19 protein-coding genes are annotated in these 21454 nt (G+C 69.2%); 7 read left to right on the top strand and 12 right to left on the bottom strand.

Annotation, left to right across the window (positions count from 1 at the left end; genetic code table 11):
• Nucleotides 1-146: 146 nt before the first annotated feature.
• The gene (locus HNR40_RS25730) at nucleotides 147-1562 is read right to left on the bottom strand and encodes an aminobutyraldehyde dehydrogenase (protein ID WP_312896531.1); all 1416 of its coding nucleotides are present in this window, start codon (nucleotides 1560-1562) and stop codon (nucleotides 147-149) included.
• Nucleotides 1563-1601: 39 nt separating this feature from the next.
• Nucleotides 1602-2876 carry a glycosyltransferase gene (locus HNR40_RS25735; RefSeq protein WP_184965603.1) on the bottom strand — a complete coding sequence of 425 codons (1275 nt, stop codon included), beginning with the start codon at nucleotides 2874-2876 and terminating at the stop codon, nucleotides 1602-1604.
• Between the two features lie 91 nt (nucleotides 2877-2967).
• On the opposite strand from HNR40_RS25735, the gene HNR40_RS25740 reads away from it, so the two are divergent.
• Nucleotides 2968-3603, top strand: coding sequence for a TetR/AcrR family transcriptional regulator (locus HNR40_RS25740; protein WP_246509484.1), 636 nt, complete (start codon nucleotides 2968-2970; stop codon nucleotides 3601-3603).
• Here HNR40_RS25740 and HNR40_RS57365 read toward each other — a convergent pair.
• Genes HNR40_RS57365 through HNR40_RS25760 form a run of 4 tightly spaced genes read right to left on the bottom strand, consistent with a single transcriptional unit; the run spans nucleotide 3597 to nucleotide 7387 of the window.
• The gene (locus tag HNR40_RS57365) at nucleotides 3597-4637 is read right to left on the bottom strand and encodes an ABC transporter ATP-binding protein (RefSeq protein WP_184965606.1); all 1041 of its coding nucleotides are present in this window, start codon (nucleotides 4635-4637) and stop codon (nucleotides 3597-3599) included. The genes HNR40_RS25740 and HNR40_RS57365 overlap by 7 nt on opposite strands.
• Complete coding sequence (locus tag HNR40_RS25750) at nucleotides 4624-5403, bottom strand: ABC transporter permease (protein ID WP_184965608.1); 780 nt, start codon at nucleotides 5401-5403, stop codon at nucleotides 4624-4626. The genes HNR40_RS57365 and HNR40_RS25750 overlap by 14 nt, the downstream gene beginning before the upstream one ends.
• Nucleotides 5396-6250 carry an ABC transporter permease gene (locus HNR40_RS25755; protein WP_312896507.1) on the bottom strand — a complete coding sequence of 285 codons (855 nt, stop codon included), beginning with the start codon at nucleotides 6248-6250 and terminating at the stop codon, nucleotides 5396-5398. The genes HNR40_RS25750 and HNR40_RS25755 overlap by 8 nt, the downstream gene beginning before the upstream one ends.
• A gap of 6 nt (nucleotides 6251-6256) precedes the next feature.
• Nucleotides 6257-7387 (bottom strand): polyamine ABC transporter substrate-binding protein, encoded by a 1131-nt coding sequence (locus tag HNR40_RS25760; RefSeq protein WP_184965610.1) that lies wholly within the window; start codon nucleotides 7385-7387, stop codon nucleotides 6257-6259.
• Between the two features lie 175 nt (nucleotides 7388-7562).
• Here HNR40_RS25760 and HNR40_RS25765 point away from each other — a divergent pair, with 175 nt between their 5' ends.
• Nucleotides 7563-8762, top strand: a complete 1200-nt coding sequence (locus tag HNR40_RS25765) for a hypothetical protein (RefSeq protein WP_184965612.1) — start codon at nucleotides 7563-7565, stop codon at nucleotides 8760-8762.
• Nucleotides 8759-9712 carry an SIS domain-containing protein gene (locus HNR40_RS25770; protein WP_184965614.1) on the top strand — a complete coding sequence of 318 codons (954 nt, stop codon included), beginning with the start codon at nucleotides 8759-8761 and terminating at the stop codon, nucleotides 9710-9712. Before HNR40_RS25765 ends, HNR40_RS25770 begins: the two co-directional genes overlap by 4 nt.
• Nucleotides 9713-9776: 64 nt before the next feature.
• Here HNR40_RS25770 and HNR40_RS25775 read toward each other — a convergent pair whose 3' ends face one another.
• The 6 genes from HNR40_RS25775 to HNR40_RS25800 all read right to left on the bottom strand — a co-directional run bounded on the left by HNR40_RS25775 (nucleotide 9777) and on the right by HNR40_RS25800 (nucleotide 16829).
• Nucleotides 9777-10250 carry a nucleoside deaminase gene (locus HNR40_RS25775; RefSeq protein WP_184965616.1) on the bottom strand — a complete coding sequence of 158 codons (474 nt, stop codon included), beginning with the start codon at nucleotides 10248-10250 and terminating at the stop codon, nucleotides 9777-9779.
• A gap of 24 nt (nucleotides 10251-10274) precedes the next feature.
• Nucleotides 10275-11903, bottom strand: coding sequence for a choline dehydrogenase (betA, locus tag HNR40_RS25780; RefSeq protein WP_312896508.1), 1629 nt, complete (start codon nucleotides 11901-11903; stop codon nucleotides 10275-10277).
• A complete protein-coding gene (locus HNR40_RS25785) occupies nucleotides 11900-12835 on the bottom strand; it encodes an ABC transporter substrate-binding protein (RefSeq protein ID WP_184965618.1) in 936 nt (311 codons plus the stop codon). Before HNR40_RS25785 ends, betA begins: the two co-directional genes overlap by 4 nt.
• 48 nt (nucleotides 12836-12883) lie before the next feature.
• Nucleotides 12884-13795: an ABC transporter substrate-binding protein gene (locus tag HNR40_RS25790; protein WP_312896509.1), complete on the bottom strand. Its 912-nt coding sequence runs from the start codon at nucleotides 13793-13795 to the stop codon at nucleotides 12884-12886.
• A gap of 65 nt (nucleotides 13796-13860) precedes the next feature.
• Complete coding sequence (locus HNR40_RS25795; RefSeq protein WP_184965620.1) at nucleotides 13861-15774, bottom strand: ABC transporter permease; 1914 nt, start codon at nucleotides 15772-15774, stop codon at nucleotides 13861-13863.
• Nucleotides 15771-16829, bottom strand: a complete 1059-nt coding sequence (locus tag HNR40_RS25800; protein ID WP_184965621.1) for a quaternary amine ABC transporter ATP-binding protein — start codon at nucleotides 16827-16829, stop codon at nucleotides 15771-15773. Before HNR40_RS25800 ends, HNR40_RS25795 begins: the two co-directional genes overlap by 4 nt.
• 437 nt (nucleotides 16830-17266) lie before the next feature.
• On the opposite strand from HNR40_RS25800, the gene HNR40_RS56490 reads away from it, so the two are divergent.
• The 4 genes from HNR40_RS56490 (at nucleotide 17267) to HNR40_RS25820 (ending at nucleotide 21430) form a co-directional block, all read left to right on the top strand.
• Nucleotides 17267-20080 carry a sensor histidine kinase gene (locus HNR40_RS56490; RefSeq protein ID WP_281395496.1) on the top strand — a complete coding sequence of 938 codons (2814 nt, stop codon included), beginning with the start codon at nucleotides 17267-17269 and terminating at the stop codon, nucleotides 20078-20080.
• A complete protein-coding gene (locus HNR40_RS25810) occupies nucleotides 20077-20499 on the top strand; it encodes a roadblock/LC7 domain-containing protein (RefSeq protein WP_184965622.1) in 423 nt (140 codons plus the stop codon). Before HNR40_RS56490 ends, HNR40_RS25810 begins: the two co-directional genes overlap by 4 nt.
• Before the next feature lie 66 nt (nucleotides 20500-20565).
• Complete coding sequence (locus tag HNR40_RS25815; protein ID WP_221340875.1) at nucleotides 20566-20880, top strand: DUF742 domain-containing protein; 315 nt, start codon at nucleotides 20566-20568, stop codon at nucleotides 20878-20880.
• On the top strand, nucleotides 20861-21430 hold the full coding sequence (locus tag HNR40_RS25820; protein WP_184965624.1) for a GTP-binding protein: 570 nt from the start codon (nucleotides 20861-20863) through the stop codon (nucleotides 21428-21430). The genes HNR40_RS25815 and HNR40_RS25820 overlap by 20 nt, the downstream gene beginning before the upstream one ends.
• Nucleotides 21431-21454: the final 24 nt, after the last annotated feature.

A 21454-nucleotide genomic window follows, 5' to 3' on the forward strand; every position in this document is an offset into this window, starting at 1 on the left:
GTGCTCGAAAAATCTGACACGCGTGCGGCGCATGGGATTCCGCGGGCGTGGGTAATTGGAACACAACCCGTACCAGATCGGCCAACCGTGCATATCCCATCAAAAGCGACCAAACGTGTCATTTCGGTCGGTTTCGCCGTCAGCTTTCAGGCCGGCCGGAAGGAGTCCCGCTTGGCCGGGGCAGCGTGTTTGATCATCAGGTGACGGGTCACCGAGTACTCCTGAACGGCCTCCTGGCTCATGTCCTTGCCGAATCCGCTGCCCTTGACGCCGCCGTGCGGGGCCTCGCTGGCGATCGGAAGATGGTCGTTTACCCAGGTCACACCTACATCCAGGCGATGCGACACCCTCATGGCCCGCGCCACGTCCCGCGACCAGACCGATGAGGCCAGGCCGTAGCGGGTGTCGTTGGCCAGCCGTACCGCGTCGTCCTCGTGGTCGAACGGAAGCACCACAAGAACTGGACCGAAAAGTTCACCTTGGACGATTTCGCTGTCCTGCGCCACGCCGGCGACGAGCGTCGGCGGGTAGTAGAAGCCGGGGCCGTCGATCGGGGCTCCGCCGTGCACCACCTGAGCGCCCGCCCGCTCGACGAAGCCGTGCACCCGCTCGCGATGGGCCGCCGAGACGAGCGGCCCGATGTCCGTGGCCGCGTCCCAGGGGTCGCCTACGGTGATCTTGGCGAGGGTCGCCCGCAGAGCCTCGACCGTGTCGTCGAAGACCGTCCTGGCGACGTAGACGCGTGTGGCGGCGGTGCAGTCCTGGCCGGTGTTGTAGGTGGCGCCCATGGCCACGCCGCGCGCCGCCTCCTCCAGGTCGGCGTCCTCGAACACCAGGGCCGGGGCCTTGCCGCCGAGCTCCAGGTGGACCCGCTTGAGCGTGCGCGCCGCGCCGGTCATGACCGCGCGGCCGGTCTCGGTGGAGCCCGTCACGCTGACCATGTCCACGCCCGGGTCGGTCACCAGCGCCTCGCCCACGGCCCCGTCGCCGAGCACCACCTGCACGAGCCCCTCGGGCGCCCCGGCCCGCGCGAACAGCTCGGCGAGCCGCAGCGTGGAGCGAGGGGTCTGCGGCGCGGGCTTGATGACGACCGCGTTTCCAGCCGCGACCGCAGGCCCCACCTTCCAGACGGCCATGATGAACGGAAAGTTCCACGGCGCGATCGACCCGACCACCCCGACGGGGCGGCGCAGCAGCACCGAGGTGTACCCGGCGCTGAGCACACCGGCCCCGGTGCCGTCCAGCGAGCGGGCGGCGCCGGCGAAGAAGCGCAGGTTGTCGACGGCGAACGGCAGCTCGCCGTCGCGGAAGACCGCGGCCGGCTTGCCCGTCTCCTCGACCTCCAGCCTGGTCAGCTCCTCGGCGTCGGCCTCCACGAGGTCGGCCAGGCGCAGCAGCAGCCGCGCCCGCTCGGCCGGAGTGGTCTGCGACCACTCCTCAAAAGCCCGCCGGGCCTTTCGTACGGCTACCGCCACCTCCCCCACCGGAGTGTCGGGAACATCGGCGAAGGGCTGCCCGGTGGCCGGGTTGATCAGTTGGCGCATGGGGTTCTTTCCTTGGATGACCCGGTACGGCCCGGCGGTGCGAGCCGTACCGGCGGATTACTTCAGGCCGAGCTGCTCGATGAGGTCGGCGGCCTTGCGCAGGCCGTCGCGCTCGCGGATCTCCTCGCCGGTGGCGGCGAGTTCGGCGCGCAGCTCAGCGTCGCCGAGCAGGCGCTCCAGGGCACCCTTCAGCTCCTCGTCGGTGAAGGTGTAGGTCGACAGCCGCACGCCGTAGCCGAGCTCGTCCACGCGCTGGGCGTTGTCGTACTGGTCCCAGAACAGCGGCAGCAGGATCATCGGCTTGCCGAAGTGCAGGGCCTCGACGGTGGTGTTGTTGCCGCCGTGGGTGATCACCAGGTCGCAGAGCGGGATGATCTTCGTCTGGGGCAGGAACTCCGCGCCGTACATGTTGTCGGCCAGCTTGATCTCCTCGTGCAGCGGGCCCTTGGAGACGATGAACTGGTGCGGGGTGGTGCCCAGCACGTCGATCACCCGCTGCATGAGCTCCACGTCGGAGGAGCCGAGCGAGCCCAGCGAGAAGTAGACCAGCGCGCCCTCGCCCCGCTGGAAGGGCAGCTCGAAGGCCTCCTCGGTCTCACGTACCGACGAGTCGAGCCGGTGCCACGTCGGGCCCAGCGGGCGGGCGTTGGTGTAGTCGAGGACCTCGGGGTACACGTAGAGGTTCAGGTCGCCCTCGTGGATGAAGTCGAGGTCGGGCAGCGGGTCCGTGCCCTGCTCGACGCACCAGGCGTTGAAGGCGGTCCAGATCTCGCGGTGGGTGCGCTCGTACTCGGCGCGGAAGGCGGCCCAGTCGGCGCGGTCGTCGGCGGGCAGGCCGGAGAAGACCGGCGCGATGTTCTCGCCGCGCACCTCCAGCGGGTTGCACGACACGATGCGGGCGAACTTCTTGCCCGCGGTCAGCAGCGCCGGGAACGTGATCACGTTGTCCTCGACGATGACGTCGGGGTTCACGCGCTCGATGATGGCCTTGAGCTGCGGCTCGCAGTACTTGACACCGTCGATGAGGGAGTCCCAGATCGGCTTGGTGACGGTCGCGAGCTGCTCCAGCGTGGTCTTGCGGTATTCCGGCGCGGTCTCGCGGATGAAGTCCTTCCAGAACTGGCCGGGGTCCTGCTCCTCGGCGTCCTCCGCCGGGGGTGCCAGGTCGACCAGGTCCTCCTCGAAGCCGAGCGTTTCGAGCTTGCCCTTCCACGACGCCTCGGCCGCGAAGACGACCCGGTGTCCGCGGCGGCGCAGGATGTCGCCGATGCCGATGCTGTTGTTCGTCGGCCCGTACGCGCTCTCGGGCATGAACAGGATGGTGAGAGCCATGTGGTCACTCCGGGGGGAAACGTCAATCTGAACGGGAATTCAAATGCTGATCTAGCGTAAAGGTCAACTTCGCGGCACTATGGTGACGGATTTGCTGAACCATGGTGCATCGGGGGTGGGCGTGGCCCAGCGCAAGAGTCGCACGGATCGCCGGATCGATCTGATCGAGGCGGCGCGCCGAGCCATCATCCGGCATGGCGTCGACGGAGTGCAGCTCTCGCACGTGGCCGAGGAGGCCGGTCTGACCTCCGGCGCCGTGCTTTACCACTACCCCGACCTCAACGAGCTGCTCGTCGAGGCCCAGCACGCGGGCATGGAGCGCTTCTACGAGCAGCGCCTGCGGCAGATCGCCGCCGTCATGGACCCGGTGGAGAAGCTGGTCATGACGATCCGCTCCGGGCTGCCGACCGGACCGCTCGACCCGGACGTGCGCCTGCTCAACGAACTCGGCGGGGCCGCGGGCCGCAACCGGATGTACGGCGTGCTGCTCACCTCGCTCTACGACCGCCAGGTGTCGATGTACCAGTCGATCCTGGACACCGGGGCCGCGCTCGGCGTGTTCAAGCTGAGCGCGGACGCGCTGACGATCTCGCGCAACCTGGTGGCCCTGGAGGACGCCTACGGCTACCGCATCACCGCCAGGCACCCGGTGATCGGCCCGGCGGAGGCGGTGGAGCTGATCCTCTCCTACGCCCGCGCGGCGACCGGCAACGACCTCGCTCATTGAACCGCCGGGAGCAGGACCGCGTCCCGCTCCCCCCACTGCAGCCCGACCTCGGCGCCGGGCTTGACCGCGCTTGCGCCCTGCACGGCCACGAGCACGGGCTTGGCCTGGCCGGGCACCTCGACGGAGATGTGCGAGACGCCGCCGTAGAAGCTGACGTCCAGCACGGTGCCCGTGAGCGGGCCGTCCCCGGTCAGTTCCAGCTTCTCCGGGCGTACGGCCAGCAGCGCCGCCGCCCCTTCCGGCACCTGCTCGACGGCCGTGCCGCGCAGGGTGCCGAAGTTCTCGGTGCGCAGGGTGCCGTCGGGGCCGGCCGTACCGGCGAAGAGGTTGTTGGCGCCGACGAAGTCGGCGACGAAGCGGGAGCGGGGCCGCTCGTACAGCTCGACGGGGCGGTCCACCTGGCGCACCCGGCCGGTGTCGAAGACCGCGATGCGGTCGGCCAGCGACATGGCCTCCTCCTGGTCGTGGGTGACGACCACGAAGGTGATGCCGACCTCGTGCTGCAGCCGCTTGAGCTCCAGCTGCATGTCGGCGCGGACCTTCTTGTCCAGCGCCGACAGCGGCTCGTCGAGCAGGAGCAGCCTGGGGCGCTTGACGATGGCCCTGGCCAGGGCGACGCGCTGACGCTGGCCGCCGGACAGCTGCTGCGGTTTCCTGTTCGCCTGGGTGGACAGGCCGACGGTCTCCAGCACCTCGCCGACGCGCTTCTTGACCTCGCCCCGGGGCAGCTTCTCGCGCTCCAGGCCGTAGGCGACGTTCTTGGCGACGCTCATGTGCGGGAACAGCGCGTACGACTGGAACATGAGGTTGATCGGCCGCTTGTTGGGCGCCAGCGTGAGCAGGTCGGCGCCGTCGAGCGAGACCGAGCCGCCGTCGGGCGTCTCGAAACCGGCCAGGATGCGCAGGAGCGTCGTCTTGCCGCAGCCCGAGGGGCCGAGCAGCGCGAAGAACTCGCCCTGGCCGATCTCCAGCGAGACCCCGTCGAGCGCGGTGACGTCGCCGAACCTGCGCGTGATGCCGTCAATCTTGAGCACGGGACTCCCCGATCTTCGTCAGCCGCTGCCCCGCGATCACCGCGGTGAAGCTCACCAGCAGCAGGATCGAGGCCAGGGCGTTGATCTCCGGGGTCACCCCGAATCGGATCATTGAGTAGATGACGATCGGCAGCGTCGGGTCGGCGTTGCCGATCGTGAAGAAGGCGATGACGAACTCGTCCAGCGAGAGCGTGAACGCCAGCAGCGCCCCGGCGATGATGCCGGGCGTGAGCTGCGGCAGCGTGACCTTCACGAAGGTGGTCACCGGGCCGGCGCCCAGGTCGCGGCTGGCCTCTTCCAGCGAGGTGTCGGCGCCGGTGAGCCTGGTGCGCACGACCGCCGCCACGAACGCGGTCGAGAACACCGCGTGCGCCAGGATCACCGAGTGGTGGCCGAGCGTCTGGTTGAGCGTGATGAACAACATCAGCAGCCCGATCCCGAGCACCAGGTCGGGCAGGACGGCCGGCATCAGGGCCACCGCGTCCAAGATCTTGGAGCGCGTGTAGCGGGCCAGGCCGACGGCCAGCAGGGTGCCGAGGACGGTGGCGATCGCGGTCGAGCTCACCGCCACGATCAGCGTGTTGACCAGGCCCGAGATGACCCGTTCGTCGGCGAGCAGCTCGCCGTACCACTTCAGGCTGAAGCCCTCGAAGGTGTAGGCCGACTCACCGGCGTTGAACGACATCGCGACCAGGACCGCGATCGGCAGGTAGAGGAAGACGATCGTCGCCCAGAACGGGACGTGGAGAAGCTTCGGCCTACGCACGGCGGGCCGCCCAGGACTGCACCATGAGCAGCACGATCAGCACGGCGATCAGCGCGAGCGTCAGCGTGGCGCCGAAGGGCTCGTCGCGCGCCTGCAGGAACTGCGTCCTGATCAGGTTGCCGACCATGATGGACTTGCCGCCGCCGAGCAGGTCGGGGATGACGAAGTTGCCGAAGCTCGGCACGAACACGAACAGGCAGCCGGTCAGCACACCCGGGATCGTCAGCGGCAGGGTCACCTTGCGGAAGGTGGTGAAGGCGGAGGCGCCCAGGTTGGCCGAGGCCTCGCGCAGCTGCGGGTCGAGCCGCTCGATCGCCGCGTACAACGGCAGCACCATCAGCGGCAGGTAGGAGTAGAGCAGGCCGACGACGATGGCGCCGTCCTTGTAGAGCAGCTCCAGCTGGGTGCCGAGCACCGAGTTCACGATGCCGGGACCGCTCAGCAGCATGATCCACGCGTAGATGCGGATGATGAAGTTCGTCCAGAACGGCAGCACGATGGCCACCAGCGCGATGGTCTTCCAGTTACGCGGGAGCTGGGCGATGAAGTACGCCGTGGGGTAGCCGATCAGCAGCGCGAGCAGCGTGGTGATCCCGGCGATCTTCAGCGAGTTGCCGAGCACGCTCAGGTACAGCGGATCGATCAGCCGGGTGAAGTTCTCGGTGGTGAACTCGTAGATGATGCCGCCGAACCGGCCCCGCCGGAAGAACGCGGCGCTCAGCACCAGCGCCAGCGGCACCAGCAGCAGCACGATCAGGTAGGTCAGTCCCGGCGACAGGAAAGCGAACGCCGCGAACCGGCGCCCCCGTGCGGGGGACGCCGGCCGGGTCTTGGTCTGGCTGGTCACGTCGGCTTACTGCGCCTGAACCTCGGTCGACAGGCGGGTGTACTTCGTCGACGCCTCGCCCAGGTCACGGATGGACTCGCCGTTGAGCAGCTCGGCGGGCTTGATGCCCAGCAGCGAGCCCTCGGGCACCTTCACGGCGTCCATGGCGGCCTTGTTCGGGACCTTGTAGTTGATGTTCTCGGCGGCCCAGCCGTGGATCTTCGGGTCCAGGATGTAGTTGATCAGGGCGTGCGCGGCCTCCTTGTTCTTGGAGGACTTCATGATCACCATGGTGTCCACCCAGAGGTCGCTGCCCTCCTTCGGGACCACGAACTTGATGTTCTTCTTCGGGTCGGTGGTCGGGCACCAGCCGTCCCACGCCTCGACCATCACGGCCTCGCCGGACTTGAGCTTGTCGCCGAAGGTGGTGTCGTCGTAGCCGAGCAGGTTCTGCTTGGCGGCGACGAGCAGCTCCTTGGCCTTGGCGATCTCGTCGTCCTTGTCGGTGTTGACCGAGTAGCCGAGCGCCTTGAGGGCGGGCAGGGCCAGCCAGCGCTCGGTGGTCATCATCGTGACCTTCTTCTGCGCCCAGGCCGGCGGCTTGAGGATGTCGTTCCAGCTGGTGGGCTCGGCCTTCACCAGGTCGGAGCGGTAGCAGATGCCCGTGGTGCCCCAGGTGTAGGGCACGGAGTACTTGTTGCCCTTGTCGTAGGACAGCTGGGTGGCCTCGGGGTAGAGGTTGCTCAGGTTCGGGATCAGCTCGGGGTGGATCGGCTCCAGAAGCCCCTGCTCCCACAGCGCCTGCGCGTACTGACCCGACACGAACGCCACGTCGATGCCGCTGTCACCGGGGACGGCCAGCTTCTTCATGGCCGTCTCGTTGGTGTCGTGCAGGTTGATCTTGACGTTGGAGACCTTGAGGTCCTGCTTGACCTTGTCGGGTAGCTCCTTGGGCGTGTAACCGTCCCAGACCGTGACCTGGAGCGACTGCTTGGACAGGTCGGCGTTGGCGTTGAGCTGGGCCGCACTGGCACTGGGCGCGGCCTCTGCGCCCGTGCTGGTCGACTCACCACCGCCGCCGCACGCTGCGGCGGCGAGCGCGAGGCCGGCAACCGCGACGGCGGCCGGAAGACGACGGGTGAACCGGGTACGGAACACGGTCGCTACTCCTTCAGGAATTCGGGGAAGAGGTCGCGCAACCATCCAGGCACGCCAGACCAGGAGAGGAGTGTTGCAGTAGAAATCAACATGAGCAAGACTTTTCCGGACATTGCCACCTGGAAGTTTGGTCTGCCTGTTGAACTCGGATTCAATATGGGAGCGATTGCTCTCTGTGGGTGAGAATCCCCTTACCGAACGGGATCACGGCCTCACCGCCGCGCTCCTCGCCGCGCTGGCGACGGAACCGCCGGCGCCGTTCGCCGTGCGCCGCTTCCAGCCGCTGCCCACTCTGTCGTACGGCGAAGCTGATCAGGGCACCGGGGTGGCGCCAGAACGCGGCTTCGGCGAGCACGTGGACATGACCAACCACTCGGTCGTCGTGGCCGAATCGGTGGTCGTCAAATGGCTCACGCCGCCCGTTCCGCTCCCGCACCCGACGCCCGAGATCTTCGCCCACCTCGTTGATGCCGGCTTCAACGAAACCGCTCCCCCTTACGCGGCTCTGACACGCTCCGACGGCAAGTCGGAGCTCCTGCTCGCCCTGGTCACGGGCTACCTTCCGGACGCCAGGGACGGCTGGGAGTGGTGCGTGGACGCCTGCGCTTCATCCGACACCTCCTTCGCGACACCGCTCGGCCACCTGGCCGCCAACCTCCACACCGCCCTGTCCACCCTCCCCGCCCCCTCAGACCAACCCACGGACCCCGAGCGCGCCCCAGATGGCGGGCCGGACAGCGGCGCTTTCAGCGGGCCGGACAGTGGCCCAGACGGCGGCCCGTTCAGTGGGCCGGACCGTGGCTCCGAGAGTGGCCAGGACGCTGGTCTGCTGGCTCGGGGGGTGGGGGCTCTGGAGGAGGCGCTGGCGGTGACCGGCGGGGAGGACGGCGCGTGGCTGGCCGGACAGGCCGGGCGGATGCGGGCCGAGCTGGCCCCGCTCGGCGCTCCGGCGACCGGGCCGCGGATCAGGATCCACGGCGACCTGCACGTGGGACAGATCCTGCGCTGGCGGGACGGCTACGCGGTCATCGACTTCGACGGCAACCCCACGGTGGCCGACGCCGCGCCGTACCAGCCGGCGGCCAGGGACGTCGCACAACTGACCACGAGCCTGGAGCACGTCGCCCAGGTGGCGATCAAACGCCGCGGCACCGCCGCTGACAAGGCCGCCGACTGGGTACGGCGGGCCAGACGCGAGATGCTGACCGCCTACACCGGCGCCTGTGACCTGCTCGACCCCGCCCTGATCAGGCCGTTCGAGGTCGAGCAGGAGTGCCGCGAGCTGATCTACGCCGCCCGCCACCTGCCCCGCTGGCGCTACGCCCCGATGGGCGTCCTGCACACCTGGTACGACGAGAAAGAGGACCCCGCGTGAACCCCGAGCTGTTCCTGGCCGACCTGGAAGCCAAGCCTGAGGCCCTGGCCAAGCTGGCGGAGTCGCTGGCCGACGACCCGTTCGCGGCGATCCCCGGCGACGTCGAGCGCGTGGTGTTCCTGGGCATGGGAAGCTCCCGCTACGCCGCGGGCGTGGCGGCGCTGCGGCTGCGGGCGGCCGGGGTGAACGCGGTGGCCGAGTACGCCTCCGCGCGGGCCTCGTTCCCGGCGGCCCGTGGCACGCTCGTGGTGCCGATCTCGGCGACCGGAGGCAGCAGGGAGACCCTGGACGCCGTCGCCCGCTACCGGGACAGGCAGGCGTTCGTCGCCGCGCTCACCAACGACATCGGCTCGGCGGTGGCCGAGGGCGCCGACGCGGTCGTGGACATGCTGGCGGGCGAGGAGCTGGGCGGGGTGGCCTGCCGTACCTTCCAGCACACGCTCGCGCTCCTGCTCGCCCTGGAGGCGCGGCTGAGCGGCGGCCACCGCGGCGTGGCCGGGCTCGTGTGGCAGGCGGCCGAGGCCACCGCGGACCTGCTGGACCGGCGCGAGCAGTGGCTCCCCCGCGCCATCGAGCTCCTGGACGGCCCGCACGGCGTCTACACGATCGCCCCCGCCGAGCACCTGTCGTCGGCGGAGCAGTCGGCGCTGATGTTCCGCGAGGGTCCGCGCCGCCCGGCCGACGCGTGCGAGACGGGCGACTGGTCGCACGTGGACGTGTACCTCACCAAGACCCTCGACTACCGCGCCATCCTCTTCCCCGGCTCCGCGTACGACGCGCAGGCGATGGAGTGGGTGGAGCAGCGCGGCTCCACGGTGCTCGCCGTCGGCGCCGACCTGCCGGGCGCGGCGGCCTCCATCCGCTACACCCACGACACCGACCCGGACGTAGCCCTGCTCACGGAGACACTGGTCGCCGAACTCGTCGCCGCCCACTGGTGGTCGAACTGACCGCCCGAAACTCCTGACCGTGCCGGCCTTTCTCAGGTACGGCTGACGCGTGCCGTACCAGAGATCAGCCGGTGTGGAAGCGGCGGTGCAGGGCGCGGATCTCGGCGGTCAGCGCGGGAGCGGGGCCGTCGACCACGGCGTCGGGCACGACGGCGCGGATGGGCAGCGTGGCGACCGGCGGCGCGGGCACCCCCAGCTCACCGAGCCACTCACCCAGCTGCTCGGACGATGCGGCGTACACGATGCGGCCGAGCCCGACCCAGCCGTGGGCGGCCGCGCACATCGGGCAGTGCTCCCCCGAGGTGTACACGGTGGCCGCCGCCCGCTCCTGCGGCGTCATGTTGGCCGCGGCCCAGCGGGCGATCTCGAACTCCGGGTGCCGGGTGTGGTCGCCGCCCGCCACGTGGTTGTGGTCCTCGAACAGCACCGCGCCCCGGCCTGACACCAGCACGGAGCCGAACGGCTGGTCGCCCTTCTCCAGCGCCCGCGCCGCCAGCTCCACGCAGCGCCGCAGGTGCAGCAGGTCCCTGTCGTCCATGTCGCCTCCCCCGATCTTGGCAACCTATCCCTGGTGCCGGTAGAAGGTCGTGGGGATGGGGTCGAGCGGCGTGTTGCCGAGGATCAGGTCGGCGGACTTCTCGGCGAGCATCATGACGGGAGCATAGATGTTGCCGTTCGTCACGTACGGCATCGCCGAGGCGTCGACCACCCGCAGCCCCTCCAGCCCGTGCACGCGCATCGTCTCCGGGTCCAGGACCGACATCTCGTCCACGCCCATCCGGGCGGTGCACGACGGGTGGAGGGCGGTCTCGCCGTCCTTGCGCACCCAGTCGAGTATCTGCTCGTCGGTCTCCACCTCGGGCCCCGGGGAGATCTCGCCGCCGTTCAGCCCGTCCCAGGCGGGCTGGGCCAGGATGGCGCGGGCGTGCCGGATCGCCTCCACCCACTCCCTGCGGTCCTGGTCGGTGGACAGGTAGTTGAAGCGGAGCTGCGGCTTGACCCGGACGTCCGTCGAGGTGATGCGGACCGAGCCGCGGGCGTCGGAGTACATGGGGCCGATGTGCACCTGGTAGCCGTGCCCGCCGGCCGGGGCCGAGCCGTCGTAGCGGACCGCGATCGGCAGGAAGTGGAACATCAGGTTCGGGTAGGCGACCTCGTCGTTGGAGCGGATGAAGCCGCCGGCCTCGAAGTGGTTGGTGGCGCCCGGCCCGCGCCGCAGGAACAGCCAGTTCGCGCCGATGAACGGCCGGCGCCACATGGCCAGCGACGGCTGCATCGAGACCGGCTTCAGGCAGGCGTGCTGGACGTAGACCTCCAGGTGGTCCTGCAGGTGCTCGCCGACGCCCGGCAGGTCGTGCACGACGGGCACGCCGGCCTGCTCCAGCACCGCCTTGGGGCCGACGCCGGAGACCTGGAGCAGTTGCGGGGTGTTGATCGCGCCGCCGCAGAGGACGACCTCCTTGGCCGCGATCCGCTCGCCGTCGCAGATGACGCCGACCGCCCTGGCGCCCTCGAAGACGACCTTCTCGACGAAGGCGCGGGTGCGGCTGGTCAGGTTGGGGCGGCGCCGTACCGGATGGAGGTAGGCGCGGGCGGCGCTCAGGCGGCGGCCGCGGTGGAGGTTGCGGTCGAAGGCGGCGAAACCCTCCTGGCGGAAGCCGTTCACGTCGTCGGTGAGCGGGTGGCCGGCCTCCTGGACCGCCTTGAAGAACGCCTCGAACAGCGGACCCTCGGCGCGGCCCCGCTCCAGCTTGAGCGGGCCGTCGCCGCCGCGCCACTCGCCGCCGGGATCGGCGAGGCAGTTCTCCATCTTCTTGAAGTACGGCAGGCAGTGGGCGTAGTCCCAGGACTTCATACCCGGGTCGGCCGCCCAGCGCTCGTAGTCCAGCGGGTTGCCGCGCTGGAAGATCATGCCGTTGATGCTGCTGGAGCCGCCGAGCACCTTGCCGCGGGCGTGGTAGACGCGGCGGTCGTTCATGTGCGGCTCGGGCTCGGACTCGTACTTCCAGTCGTAGAAGCGGCTGCCGATGGGGAACATGAGCGCCGCCGGCATGTGGATGAACACGTCCCACGGGTAGTCGGGCCGGCCCGCCTCCAGCACCAGCACGCTGACCGAGGGGTCGGCGCTGAGCCGGTTGGCGAGCGCACAGCCCGCCGACCCCCCTCCCACGATGACGAAATCGAAGCTCACCTGGGGATCCAGTCCTTCCACACGATCTTGTTCTCGTCGACCCACTTCTTGGCGGCCTGCTCCGCGGTCATCTTCTCGTTGACCATGTCGCTGGCGACCTTGTTCTGGTGGTCGTTGGTCCAGTTGAAGTTGCGGACCAGTTCGTAGGCCTTGCCGCCGGTGCGGGCGAAGTCCGCGCTGACGATCTTGTCCAGGAGGTAGGGCGGGTAGTCGCAGGTCACCGTCTCGGTGTCGGCGTCGCACCCGATAGCGTAAGCGGGCAGGTTGATCTTGACGAGTTTGATCTTGGTGAACAGCCACTGGGGTTCGTAGAAATACATCAGCAGCGGCCTCTTCTTGGCGGTCGCCTGCTGCGCGGCCTTGATGAGCGCGTCCTCACTGCCGGAGTAGACGACCTTGAAATTGAGGCCGAGGTTGCGGATGATCGCCTCGTCGTTCGTGACGAAGGTCGGGTCGCCCGCCAAGAACTGTCCGACATTTCCAGACTTGGTGGTCTTGAAGAGCGCGGCGTACTTGTTCAAATTTCTATAATTGGTGATGTCTGGATATTTCCTGACCATCCACTCAGGGACATACCATCCGATCACCCCTTTGTTCCCCGTCAAACCGGCGGGGACTGCCGCCTTCTTCTCCTCGATCCACTCCTTCTTCTCCGCGGGGTGGCCCCAATTCTCGACGATCACGTCCACCTTGCCGGCGGCGAAATCGGGCCACGACTTGTCCTCTGTGATCTTTCGCGTCTGCACCTTGTAGCCGAGCTCGTGCTCCAGCAGATAGGCCAGCACGCCCGCGGTCGCCTCGTACCCGACCCAGGCGTGCATGTCGATCTTCACGGTGCCCTGCGTGCCGGGGGCGGCCTTGGGCTCCTCACCGGTGCAGGCGGACAGCAGCAGGACCGCGACCAGCAGTCCCGCGAGCGGTTTGGTTGGCATCACAGGTCCTCGTGGCCGCGGCCCGCTAGGGCCGCGGCCTGCCGGGGGTCACTTGGGAATCCAGGCCTGCCACTTGGCGGTGTTGGCCTCGACCCACTTCTTGGCCGCGTCCTCGCCGGACATGCCGTTGTTGGTCATGTCGTCGGCCACGGCGTTCTGGTCCTCGTTGGTCCACGTGAAGTTCTTGACCAGGTCGAAGGCCTTGCCTCCGGACGTGGCGAACTTCGTGCTGACGATCTTGTCAAGGTCCATCTCGGCGTAGTCGCAGGCCACCTTCTTGGGGTCGGCGTCGCAACCGTCGGCGTACGGCGGCAGGTTCACCCTGGCCAGCTCCGTCTTGCTGAAGAGCCAGTGCGGGTCCCAGAAGTAGAACAGCAGCGGCTTCTTCTGCTCCTGCGCCTGCTGGGCGCCCTTGATCAGGGCCGCCTCCGAGCCGCCGGTGACGACCTTGAGGTTGAGCTTGAGGTTCTTGATCAGCGCGTCCTCGTTGGACACGTACGACGGGTCGCCGAACAGCAGCTGGCCCTTGTCACCCGACTCGGAGGTCTTGAACAGGTCGGCGTACTTGTTCAGGTTCTTGTAGTCGGTGATGCCGGGGTACTTGTCGACCATCCACTTGGGGATGTACCAGCCGATGACGCCCTTGTTGCCGGTCGAGCCGGCGGTCTGGGCCACCTTCTTCTCGTCGATGTACTGCTTCTTGAGGTCCGGGTGGCCCCAGTTCTCGATGATGACGTCGACGTCGCCGGTCTCGAAGCCCTCCCAGGCGAGCTGCTCCTTGATCTCCGGCAGTTCGACCGTGTATCCGAGCTCTTTCTTCAGCAGGTAGGCCACCACGTTGGCGCTCGCCTCGTAGCCCACCCACGGGTTGATCGCGATCTTCACGGTGCCGCCGCCCGAGGCCGGCGCCGCGCTCTGCGAGCCCGACGGCGCGGCGGCCGAGCTGGGCTTGTCTTCCACCTTGGCTCCGCCGCATCCCGCGACGGCCAGTCCAAGCGTCAGAAGGCCTGCAAGCAGGCGAATCTTCATATCGGCTTCCTCTTTTGGGGGGACGGACGCCTGTCGGCGCCCTGCGTGATCCGGTCGAGCATGATGCCCAGCAGCACGATGGCGATTCCGGCGGCGAAGCCCATGCCGAAGTCCGTGCGCTGGGAGAACCCCGAGACGACGTCGTAGCCGAGCGCGCCACCCCCGACCATGGCGCCGAGCACCACCATGGCCAGCGTCATCACGATGCCCTGGTTGACCGCGAGCAGGATGGACTTGCGCGCCATCGGCAACTGCACCTTGCGCAGCAGCTGGCCGGGGGTCGACCCGGCCGACAGCGCCGCCTCCACCACGGTCGGCGGCACCCCGCGCAGCCCTTCCTCCACCAGCCGGACGACCGGCGGCACCGCGTAGATCACCGAGGCGAAGATGGCGGTGAACCGGGTCGCGCCGAACAACGCCAGCGCCGGCAGCAGGTAGACGAACGAGGGCATCGTCTGGGCGGCGTCCAGCAGCGGGCGCTGGACCGCCGAGAAGCGGGGCGAGCGGGCCGCGGCGATGCCGAGCAGCAGGCCGATCGCCAGCGTGACCGTCACCGCCACGAAGACCATGGTCAGCGTCTGCATGCTGTGCTCCCACAGCCCGAGCAGGGCGATCGCCAGCAGGCAGCCGAGCGCCGTCAGCGCCGGGCGCACCCCGGCGGCCCAGAAGGCGAAGGCGAGCACGGCGGCGGCGATCAGCCACCAGGGGGCGGTGGTGAGCACCCCGTCCAGCGGGTTCAGCAGCAGCCGGGTGGTGAACTCCTTGAGCGCGTCGGTGACCGGGTACCAGGTGCGCTCGGCCCAGCGCACCGCCTCGTTCACCGGGCCGCCCATCTGCAGCTCCAGCGCGCTGGGGAACTCCGGCGGCAGCGCGTACGCCAGCCCGACGCCCACGGCGGCGATCCCGGCGGCGACGGCCAGCTTGAGCAGGGACAGGCCCGCGTGGGCCCGCTGCCGGGCCGCCGCCATCGTGGTGCGGTCGAGCACCACGGCCATCACCACGATGGCCAGGCCGGCCGGGAGCATGATGCCGACGTTCTCCCTGGACAGGCCCTTGATGATGTCGGAGCCGAGTCCGGGGGCGGCGATCAGGTTGGCGATGACGACCATGGACAGGGCCATCATGATCGTCTGGTTGATCGCGAGGGTCATCGTGGAGCGGGCCAGCGGCAGCCGTACCTTGAAGAGGGTCTGCCAGCGGGTGGCGCCGAGCGAGGCCGAGGCCTCGACGGCGGTGGGCGAGACCTGCTCGATCGCCAGCGCGGTGATGCGGATCGCGGGCGGGATCGCGTAGATGATCGTGGCCGCGACGCCCGCGGGCGCGCCGATCTGGAAGAACAACACCATCGGCGCCAGGTACGCGAACGTCGGCATGATCTGCATGTAGTCGAGCACCGGCGTGATCGCCCGGCGCAGCCGCGGTGAGCGGCCCACCCACACGCCCAGGGGCAGCCCGGCCAGCAGCGACAGCAGCACGGCGGTGGCGACCAGGGCGAGGGTGTCGACGCTGTGCTCCCACACGCCCAGCACGCCGAACGAGGCGAACCCGGCCACGCCCAGCAGCGCGATCCGCCAGCCGCCGGCCAGCCAGCCGATGCCACCCATCACGCCGAGCAGGCCCGGCCAGCCGAGCGCGTGCAGCACGGTCTCGAAGGTCTGGAACAGGCCGTCGATGAACAGCCGGATGTAGTTGATGAAGTAGAGGAAGACCGGGTTGGCGTTCTTGTTGTCGTCCACCCACTCGCGCGCGTCGGTGAGCGCGACGAACGTGCCGGCCTCGTCATCGTGTGGGAGCGTTCCCACTCCACGGAAGACGACATAGCCCACCGCGAACGCGACCGCCGCCGCTGCGGGCACGGCCCACCTCGGCAGCTTCACGCGGGGCGGGGACCCGACCGCGGTCGCGCTCATGCCCCGGCCCGTACGGCCGGCGTCTCGTGCCCGGCCAGGAAGGAGAGCATGTCGACCCGGTCCACGACGCCGACGAGCTCGTCGCCGTCCATGACCCTGATCGGGTGGCCGGAGCCCGAGGAGACCTCGATGGCGTCCTTGACCACGGTCGCCGCGGGCAGGGCCGGGCCGTCCAGCGCCTCGCCCGGCTCGGGCGGACGGGCGATCCAGCGCAGCGTCAGCACGTGGCTGCGCGGCACGTCGCGGACGAAGTCGGCCACGTAGTCGTCGGCGGGCGCGCCGACCAGGTCCTCTGGGGTGCCGAGCTGCACGATCGAGCCGGAGCGCATGATGGCGATGCGCTCACCGAGCTTGAGCGCCTCGGACAGGTCGTGGGTGATGAACACCATGGTCTTGCCGACCTCGCGGTGGAGCCTGATCACCTCGGCCTGCATGTCGCGGCGGATGAGCGGGTCCAGGGCGCTGAAGGGCTCGTCGAAGAGCATGACCTCGGGGTCGACGGCGAGCGCGCGGGCCAGGCCGACGCGCTGCTGCATGCCGCCGGAGAGCTGGTCGGGGTAGGCGTCGCCGTGTCCGTCGAGGCCGACCAGGGAGAGGATCTCGCGGGCCCGCTCGTGCCTGGCGGCCTTGGTGGCGCCCTGGACCTCCAGGCCGTAGGCGACATTGTCGATGACGCGGCGGTGGGGCAGCAGCCCGAAGTGCTGGAAGACCATGCTGACGCGGTGGCGGCGGATCTCGCGCAGGCGCGTGGGGCTCGCCTTGCCGATGTCCTCGCCGCCGATGGAAATCTCGCCGGCGCTCGGTTCGATCAATCGGGTCAGACAGCGGACCAGTGTGGATTTGCCACTTCCGGACAGGCCCATAACTACGAAGACCTCGCCGGGCCGTACCGTGAAGCTCACGTCCCGTACGGCGGCCGTGCAGCCGGTCTTCTCGCGGAGAGGGGCGGCTTCGAGATGCTTGTCTTCACTGTTCAGCACCTTTTCGGCGGCGGACCCGAAGATCTTCCAGAGACCCTTGACCTCGATGGCCGCGCTCTCGGGAGCAAGCCCCATTTTGCCTCCCGTAGGTAGCTAGGACGGGGGCCAACATATGTGGTGAATAGCGCAAATCACAACGTCGTGACCGTCCAGATACCGGGGCGCTTCCCACGCGTTACTGCCTTGGAACGGGACAATCGCCTATACGTGGACAGTCGCCACCTTCCGTGGTTATTTCCGGCCGAAAGATGGAGCCCCAGCTTCTCGCCTCATGCGACCCATCACTCGAATTCTGGCGCGTAATGTTCGATTGGCCGCAACAGTCGGCATGTGTTCCAATTACCCCCACTTGCTGGATTTCCCAAGGGCCCGCACGGCCTTCCATATACGCCGATATGGGCGGCGAGAGGTTGCGTTCGGTGAGCACACAGTTAGGCGAAAGGCAGGCAAGAGCCGCCGACGAGGGAGGCTGGCGGCTACGCAATTGGCGTGTCCGGGCGCGGCTTGTCTCGTTGATCCTCATTCCCACCGCCGCCGCAGTCCTGCTCGGCGGCGTGCAAATGTTCGCCTCCACCGGCGCCGCCGCCGACTACGAACGCACCAACCAGCTCGCCCGCCTGTCCGACCAGATCAGCGAGCTCACCCACCAGGTGGCCCGCGAGCGCGCCGTCGCCGCCTGGTTCATCGCCAGGGGCCGCCCCGACAACGGCGTCGAGACGCTCACCCAGCAGGTACGCGAGACCAGCAGCGCCGCCACCACCGTCAAGTCCAGCGCCGAGGGTCTGACCGGGGAGGTCACCGGCCGCACCGCCGACGAGCTTGAGGCCACCCTCGCCCGGCTCGACGACCTGACCGGCCTGCGCGAGCAGACCACCAAGGGCGACCTGCTGCCCGGACCGGCCATCGAGCTCTACACGACCGTCATCAGCGATCTGATCTCCGTCCACGACGAGCTCAGCAAGGGCACCGACGACGACGAGCTGTTCCGCCAGTCGCAGTTGCTCGTCGCCCTGGCCAGGGCCAAGGAGGCCGTCTCCCGGCAGCAGGCGTGGATCACCATCGCGCTGCAGGCCGGCCGCTTCGAGCAGGAACAGCTCAAGGCCGTCTTCGGCGAGCAGGCCCGCGAGACCAACGAACGCCGGGCCTTCACCGCCGAGGCCACCGCCGACGAGCGGCGCGTCTTCGACGAGAACGTCAACGCGGCAGGCACCGAGCGCATGCTGTTCCTGCGCGAGCTCGTGCTCAGCCGGGCCGCCAACAACCAGCCGCTCAAGGGCCTCGACCTGGCCAAGCGCGACGACGCCCGCGAGTGGTACGAGGCGGCCAGCGTGATGGTCGACTCCATGCGCGCCGTGGAACGCCGCCAGTCCGCGGGCATCGTGACCCGCAGCGAGCAGCTCACCTCCGCCGAACGCCAGCGCGCCTACCTCATCGCCGGCGCCGTGCTCGCCCTGCTCATCGCGGTCCTGCTGATCACCACGGGCGTCGCGCGCTCTCTGGTACGGCCCCTGCGCAGGCTGCGCGGCGAGGCCCTGGAGATCGCCGGGCGGCGGCTGCCGGAGTTCGTCCAGCGGCTGCGCGAGTCCCGCGACGGCGGCGCCGACGTCGAGATCCCGCCCATCGGCATCTTCTCCAAGGACGAGGTCGGCGAGGTCGCGCGGGCCTTCGACGAGGTGCACCGCGAAGCCGTACGGCTGGCCGGCGACGAGGCGCGGCTGCGCTCCAACGTCAACGCCATGTTCGTCAACCTCTCCCGCAGGTCGCAGACGCTCGTCGAACGCCAGCTCACCCTCATCGAACGGCTGGAGCGCGGCGAACGCGACGACACCAGGCTCGGCGACCTCTTCAAGCTCGACCACCTCGCCACCCGCATGCGGCGCAACTCCGAGAACCTCCTGGTCCTGGCCGGGCAGGAGGCGGCCCGCAAGTGGAGTGAGGCGGTCGAGCTCCTCGACATCGTCCGGGCCGCGCTCGGCGAGGTGGAGAGCTACGACCGGGTCAGCATCCAGGTGCAGTCGGCGGCGGCGATCGCCGGACAGGCCGTCAGCGACGTGGTGCACCTGCTGGCCGAGCTGGTGGAGAACGCGGTCTCCTTCTCCTCGCGCGACACCAAGGTGATCATCAGCAGCAGCCGGATCGACGGCGGCGGGCTGATGGTGTCGGTCACCGACCAGGGCATCGGCATGACCCCGGAGGAACTGGGTCAGGCCAACTGGCGGCTGGCCAACCCGCCCGTCGTGGACGTGTCGGTGTCGCGGCGGATGGGCCTGTTCGTGGTCGGGCGGCTGGCGCTGCGGCACAACATCCGGGTCCAGCTGCGCCGCCAGGACATCGGCGGGCTGACCGCCATGGTGCTGATACCGGAGGCGCTGCTGTCGGCGGTGACCGAGCAGGCGGTCGAGCCTGGCGGGCAGGCCTTCGACTCCTTCGACGTGGCGCCGGTCGGGCCGGGGGCGCCGTTCGACTCCTTCGACGTGCCGCCCGCCCCGCCGTTCGACACAGGACCCTCTCCGTCCTCCCCCTTCGACACCGGATCACCGTTCGACACGGGCTCCTCGCCCTTCAACACCGGGCCCTCACCCTTCGACCCGGCGGCCTCGCCGTTCGCCGGAGGAACGCAGGGCGGACCCGGGCCGGCGGCGCCCATGGGGAACCCGCCCATGGGCAGCCCGGCTGTCGGTTCCCTGCTGCCCGGCAGATCTCACGCCACGGGACCGCAGTCGCCGCACGCGTCAGGACCGCCGGGAGGCCCGCTGCAGGGACCGCCCGGAGGACCGCAGGCCGGGGGGCCGCCCTCCTTCGACGGCCCGCCCTCCCGCCCGTCCTACGACGGCCCGCCCTCCCACACGCCTTCTTACGACTCGGGGCCGCCCTCCTACGACGCCAGGCCGCAGCACCCGTCGATCGACGTGCCGCTGCCCGAGCCCGAGCCGCGCTCCTGGTTCTCCGCGGCCACGCCGTCGATCGAGATGACCAGCCCCATCCCCAAGGTCGACGAGTACCTGCCGATCTTCGCGGCGGTGGAGAACGAGTCGAGCTGGTTCACCAAGTCCTCCCCCACCCCCGACCAGCGCACCGACTGGCAGTCGCCCGCCGACCCCGCGTGGCAGGCCGCCCGCTCGGCCGGCGAGCCGGAACACGGGGGTACGACCTCTTCGGGATTGCCGAAACGCACGCCAAGGGCGAACCTTGTTCCGGGCTCTGCCACGCCGGCGGCCCCACCGCCACCCCTGCCGCCGGTCGAGCCAGACAGGCTGCGAAGCAGGCTCTCCAGCTACCAGCAGGGCGTCCGTAAGGGGCGCTCCGAGCTTGAGGAGAACCCATGAGAAATCTGAGCCAGGCGGCCAGGGACGTGAACTGGCTGGTCACCGGCTTCGTCGAACAGGTGCCCGGTGTGGCCCACGCGGTGGTCGTCTCCGCCGACGGTCTGCCGATGGCGTTCTCGCGAGGCTTCCCGCAGGACCGCGCCGACCAGCTGGCCGCCATCACGGCGGGCCTGATCAGCCTCACCGCGGGCGCGGCCCGCGTGTTCGAGGGCGGCGGCGTCAACCAGACACTGGTCGAGATGGAGCACGGCCTCCTGCTCGCGATGTCGATCAGCGACGGTTCCAGCCTGGCCGTACTGGCCGCACCCGACTGCGACATGGGCCTTATCGCCTACCAAATGACCATCCTCGTGGAGCGCGCGGGGCAGGTGCTGACGCCCGCCGTACGCGCCGAGCTCTCCGCAGCGCGCCCCTGGTGATCGGAGTCGACTGTGGCATCGTGGCATGACGGCCCGCCGGAGGCGGAGCGCAGCTCGCTGGTACGCATGTATGCGGTCACCGGCGGGCGTACCGCTCCGCGCAGCGGCCTGGCGATGGAGGCGCTCGTCTCCTCGGCGACCTCGGCGCAGCTGGGCATGGCCTACACACGGGAGTACCGTGCCATCAGCGAGCTGTGCCGCCAGGTCAGGTCGGTGGCGGAGGTCTCTGCATTGCTGAGCATCCCCCTCGGCGTGGCCCGCGTACTGATCGCGGACATGGAGGCGGAAGGGCTGGTACGGATCTACCAGCCGCAGTTGGACGCAGGCCTGCCGGACAGGAGCCTGCTGGAAAGGGTGCTCAGTGGACTACGCAGGCTCTAACTCGGGCCTCACCTCGACCAAGATCGTGGTCGCCGGTGGTTTCGGTGTCGGGAAGACCACGTTCGTCGGGTCGGTATCGGAAATCATGCCTTTGACGACGGAAGCGGTGATGACGGATGCCTCCGCGGGCATCGACGACCTGGGGCTGATCCCCGGCAAGTCGACCACCACGGTGGCCATGGACTTCGGGCGGCTCTCCTTAGACCGCGAGCTGATCCTCTACCTGTTCGGCACCCCGGGCCAGCATCGCTTCTGGTTCATGTGGGACGACCTGGTGAAGGGCGCGATCGGCGCCGTCGTGCTGGTGGACAGCCGCCGACTGGCCGACAGCTTCCCGGCCGTCGACTACTTCGAGAACGCCGACATCCCCTTCGTGATCGGTCTCAACGGATGGCACGGCCAGTTCCCGCACGTCGAGCACGAGGTGCGCGAAGCCCTCACGCTCTCGCCGCACGTCCCGATCGTCCGCACGGACGCCCGGCACCGCGACGCGGTCAAGTCCACGCTCATCGCGCTGGTCGAGCATGCGCTCTCCACCACCGTGGCGTGATCGCCCCCGGCCGTACGGTGTACC

It is taken from the genome of Nonomuraea endophytica (assembly GCF_014203235.1).
In the GTDB taxonomy this organism is placed as follows: domain Bacteria; phylum Actinomycetota; class Actinomycetes; order Streptosporangiales; family Streptosporangiaceae; genus Nonomuraea; species Nonomuraea endophytica.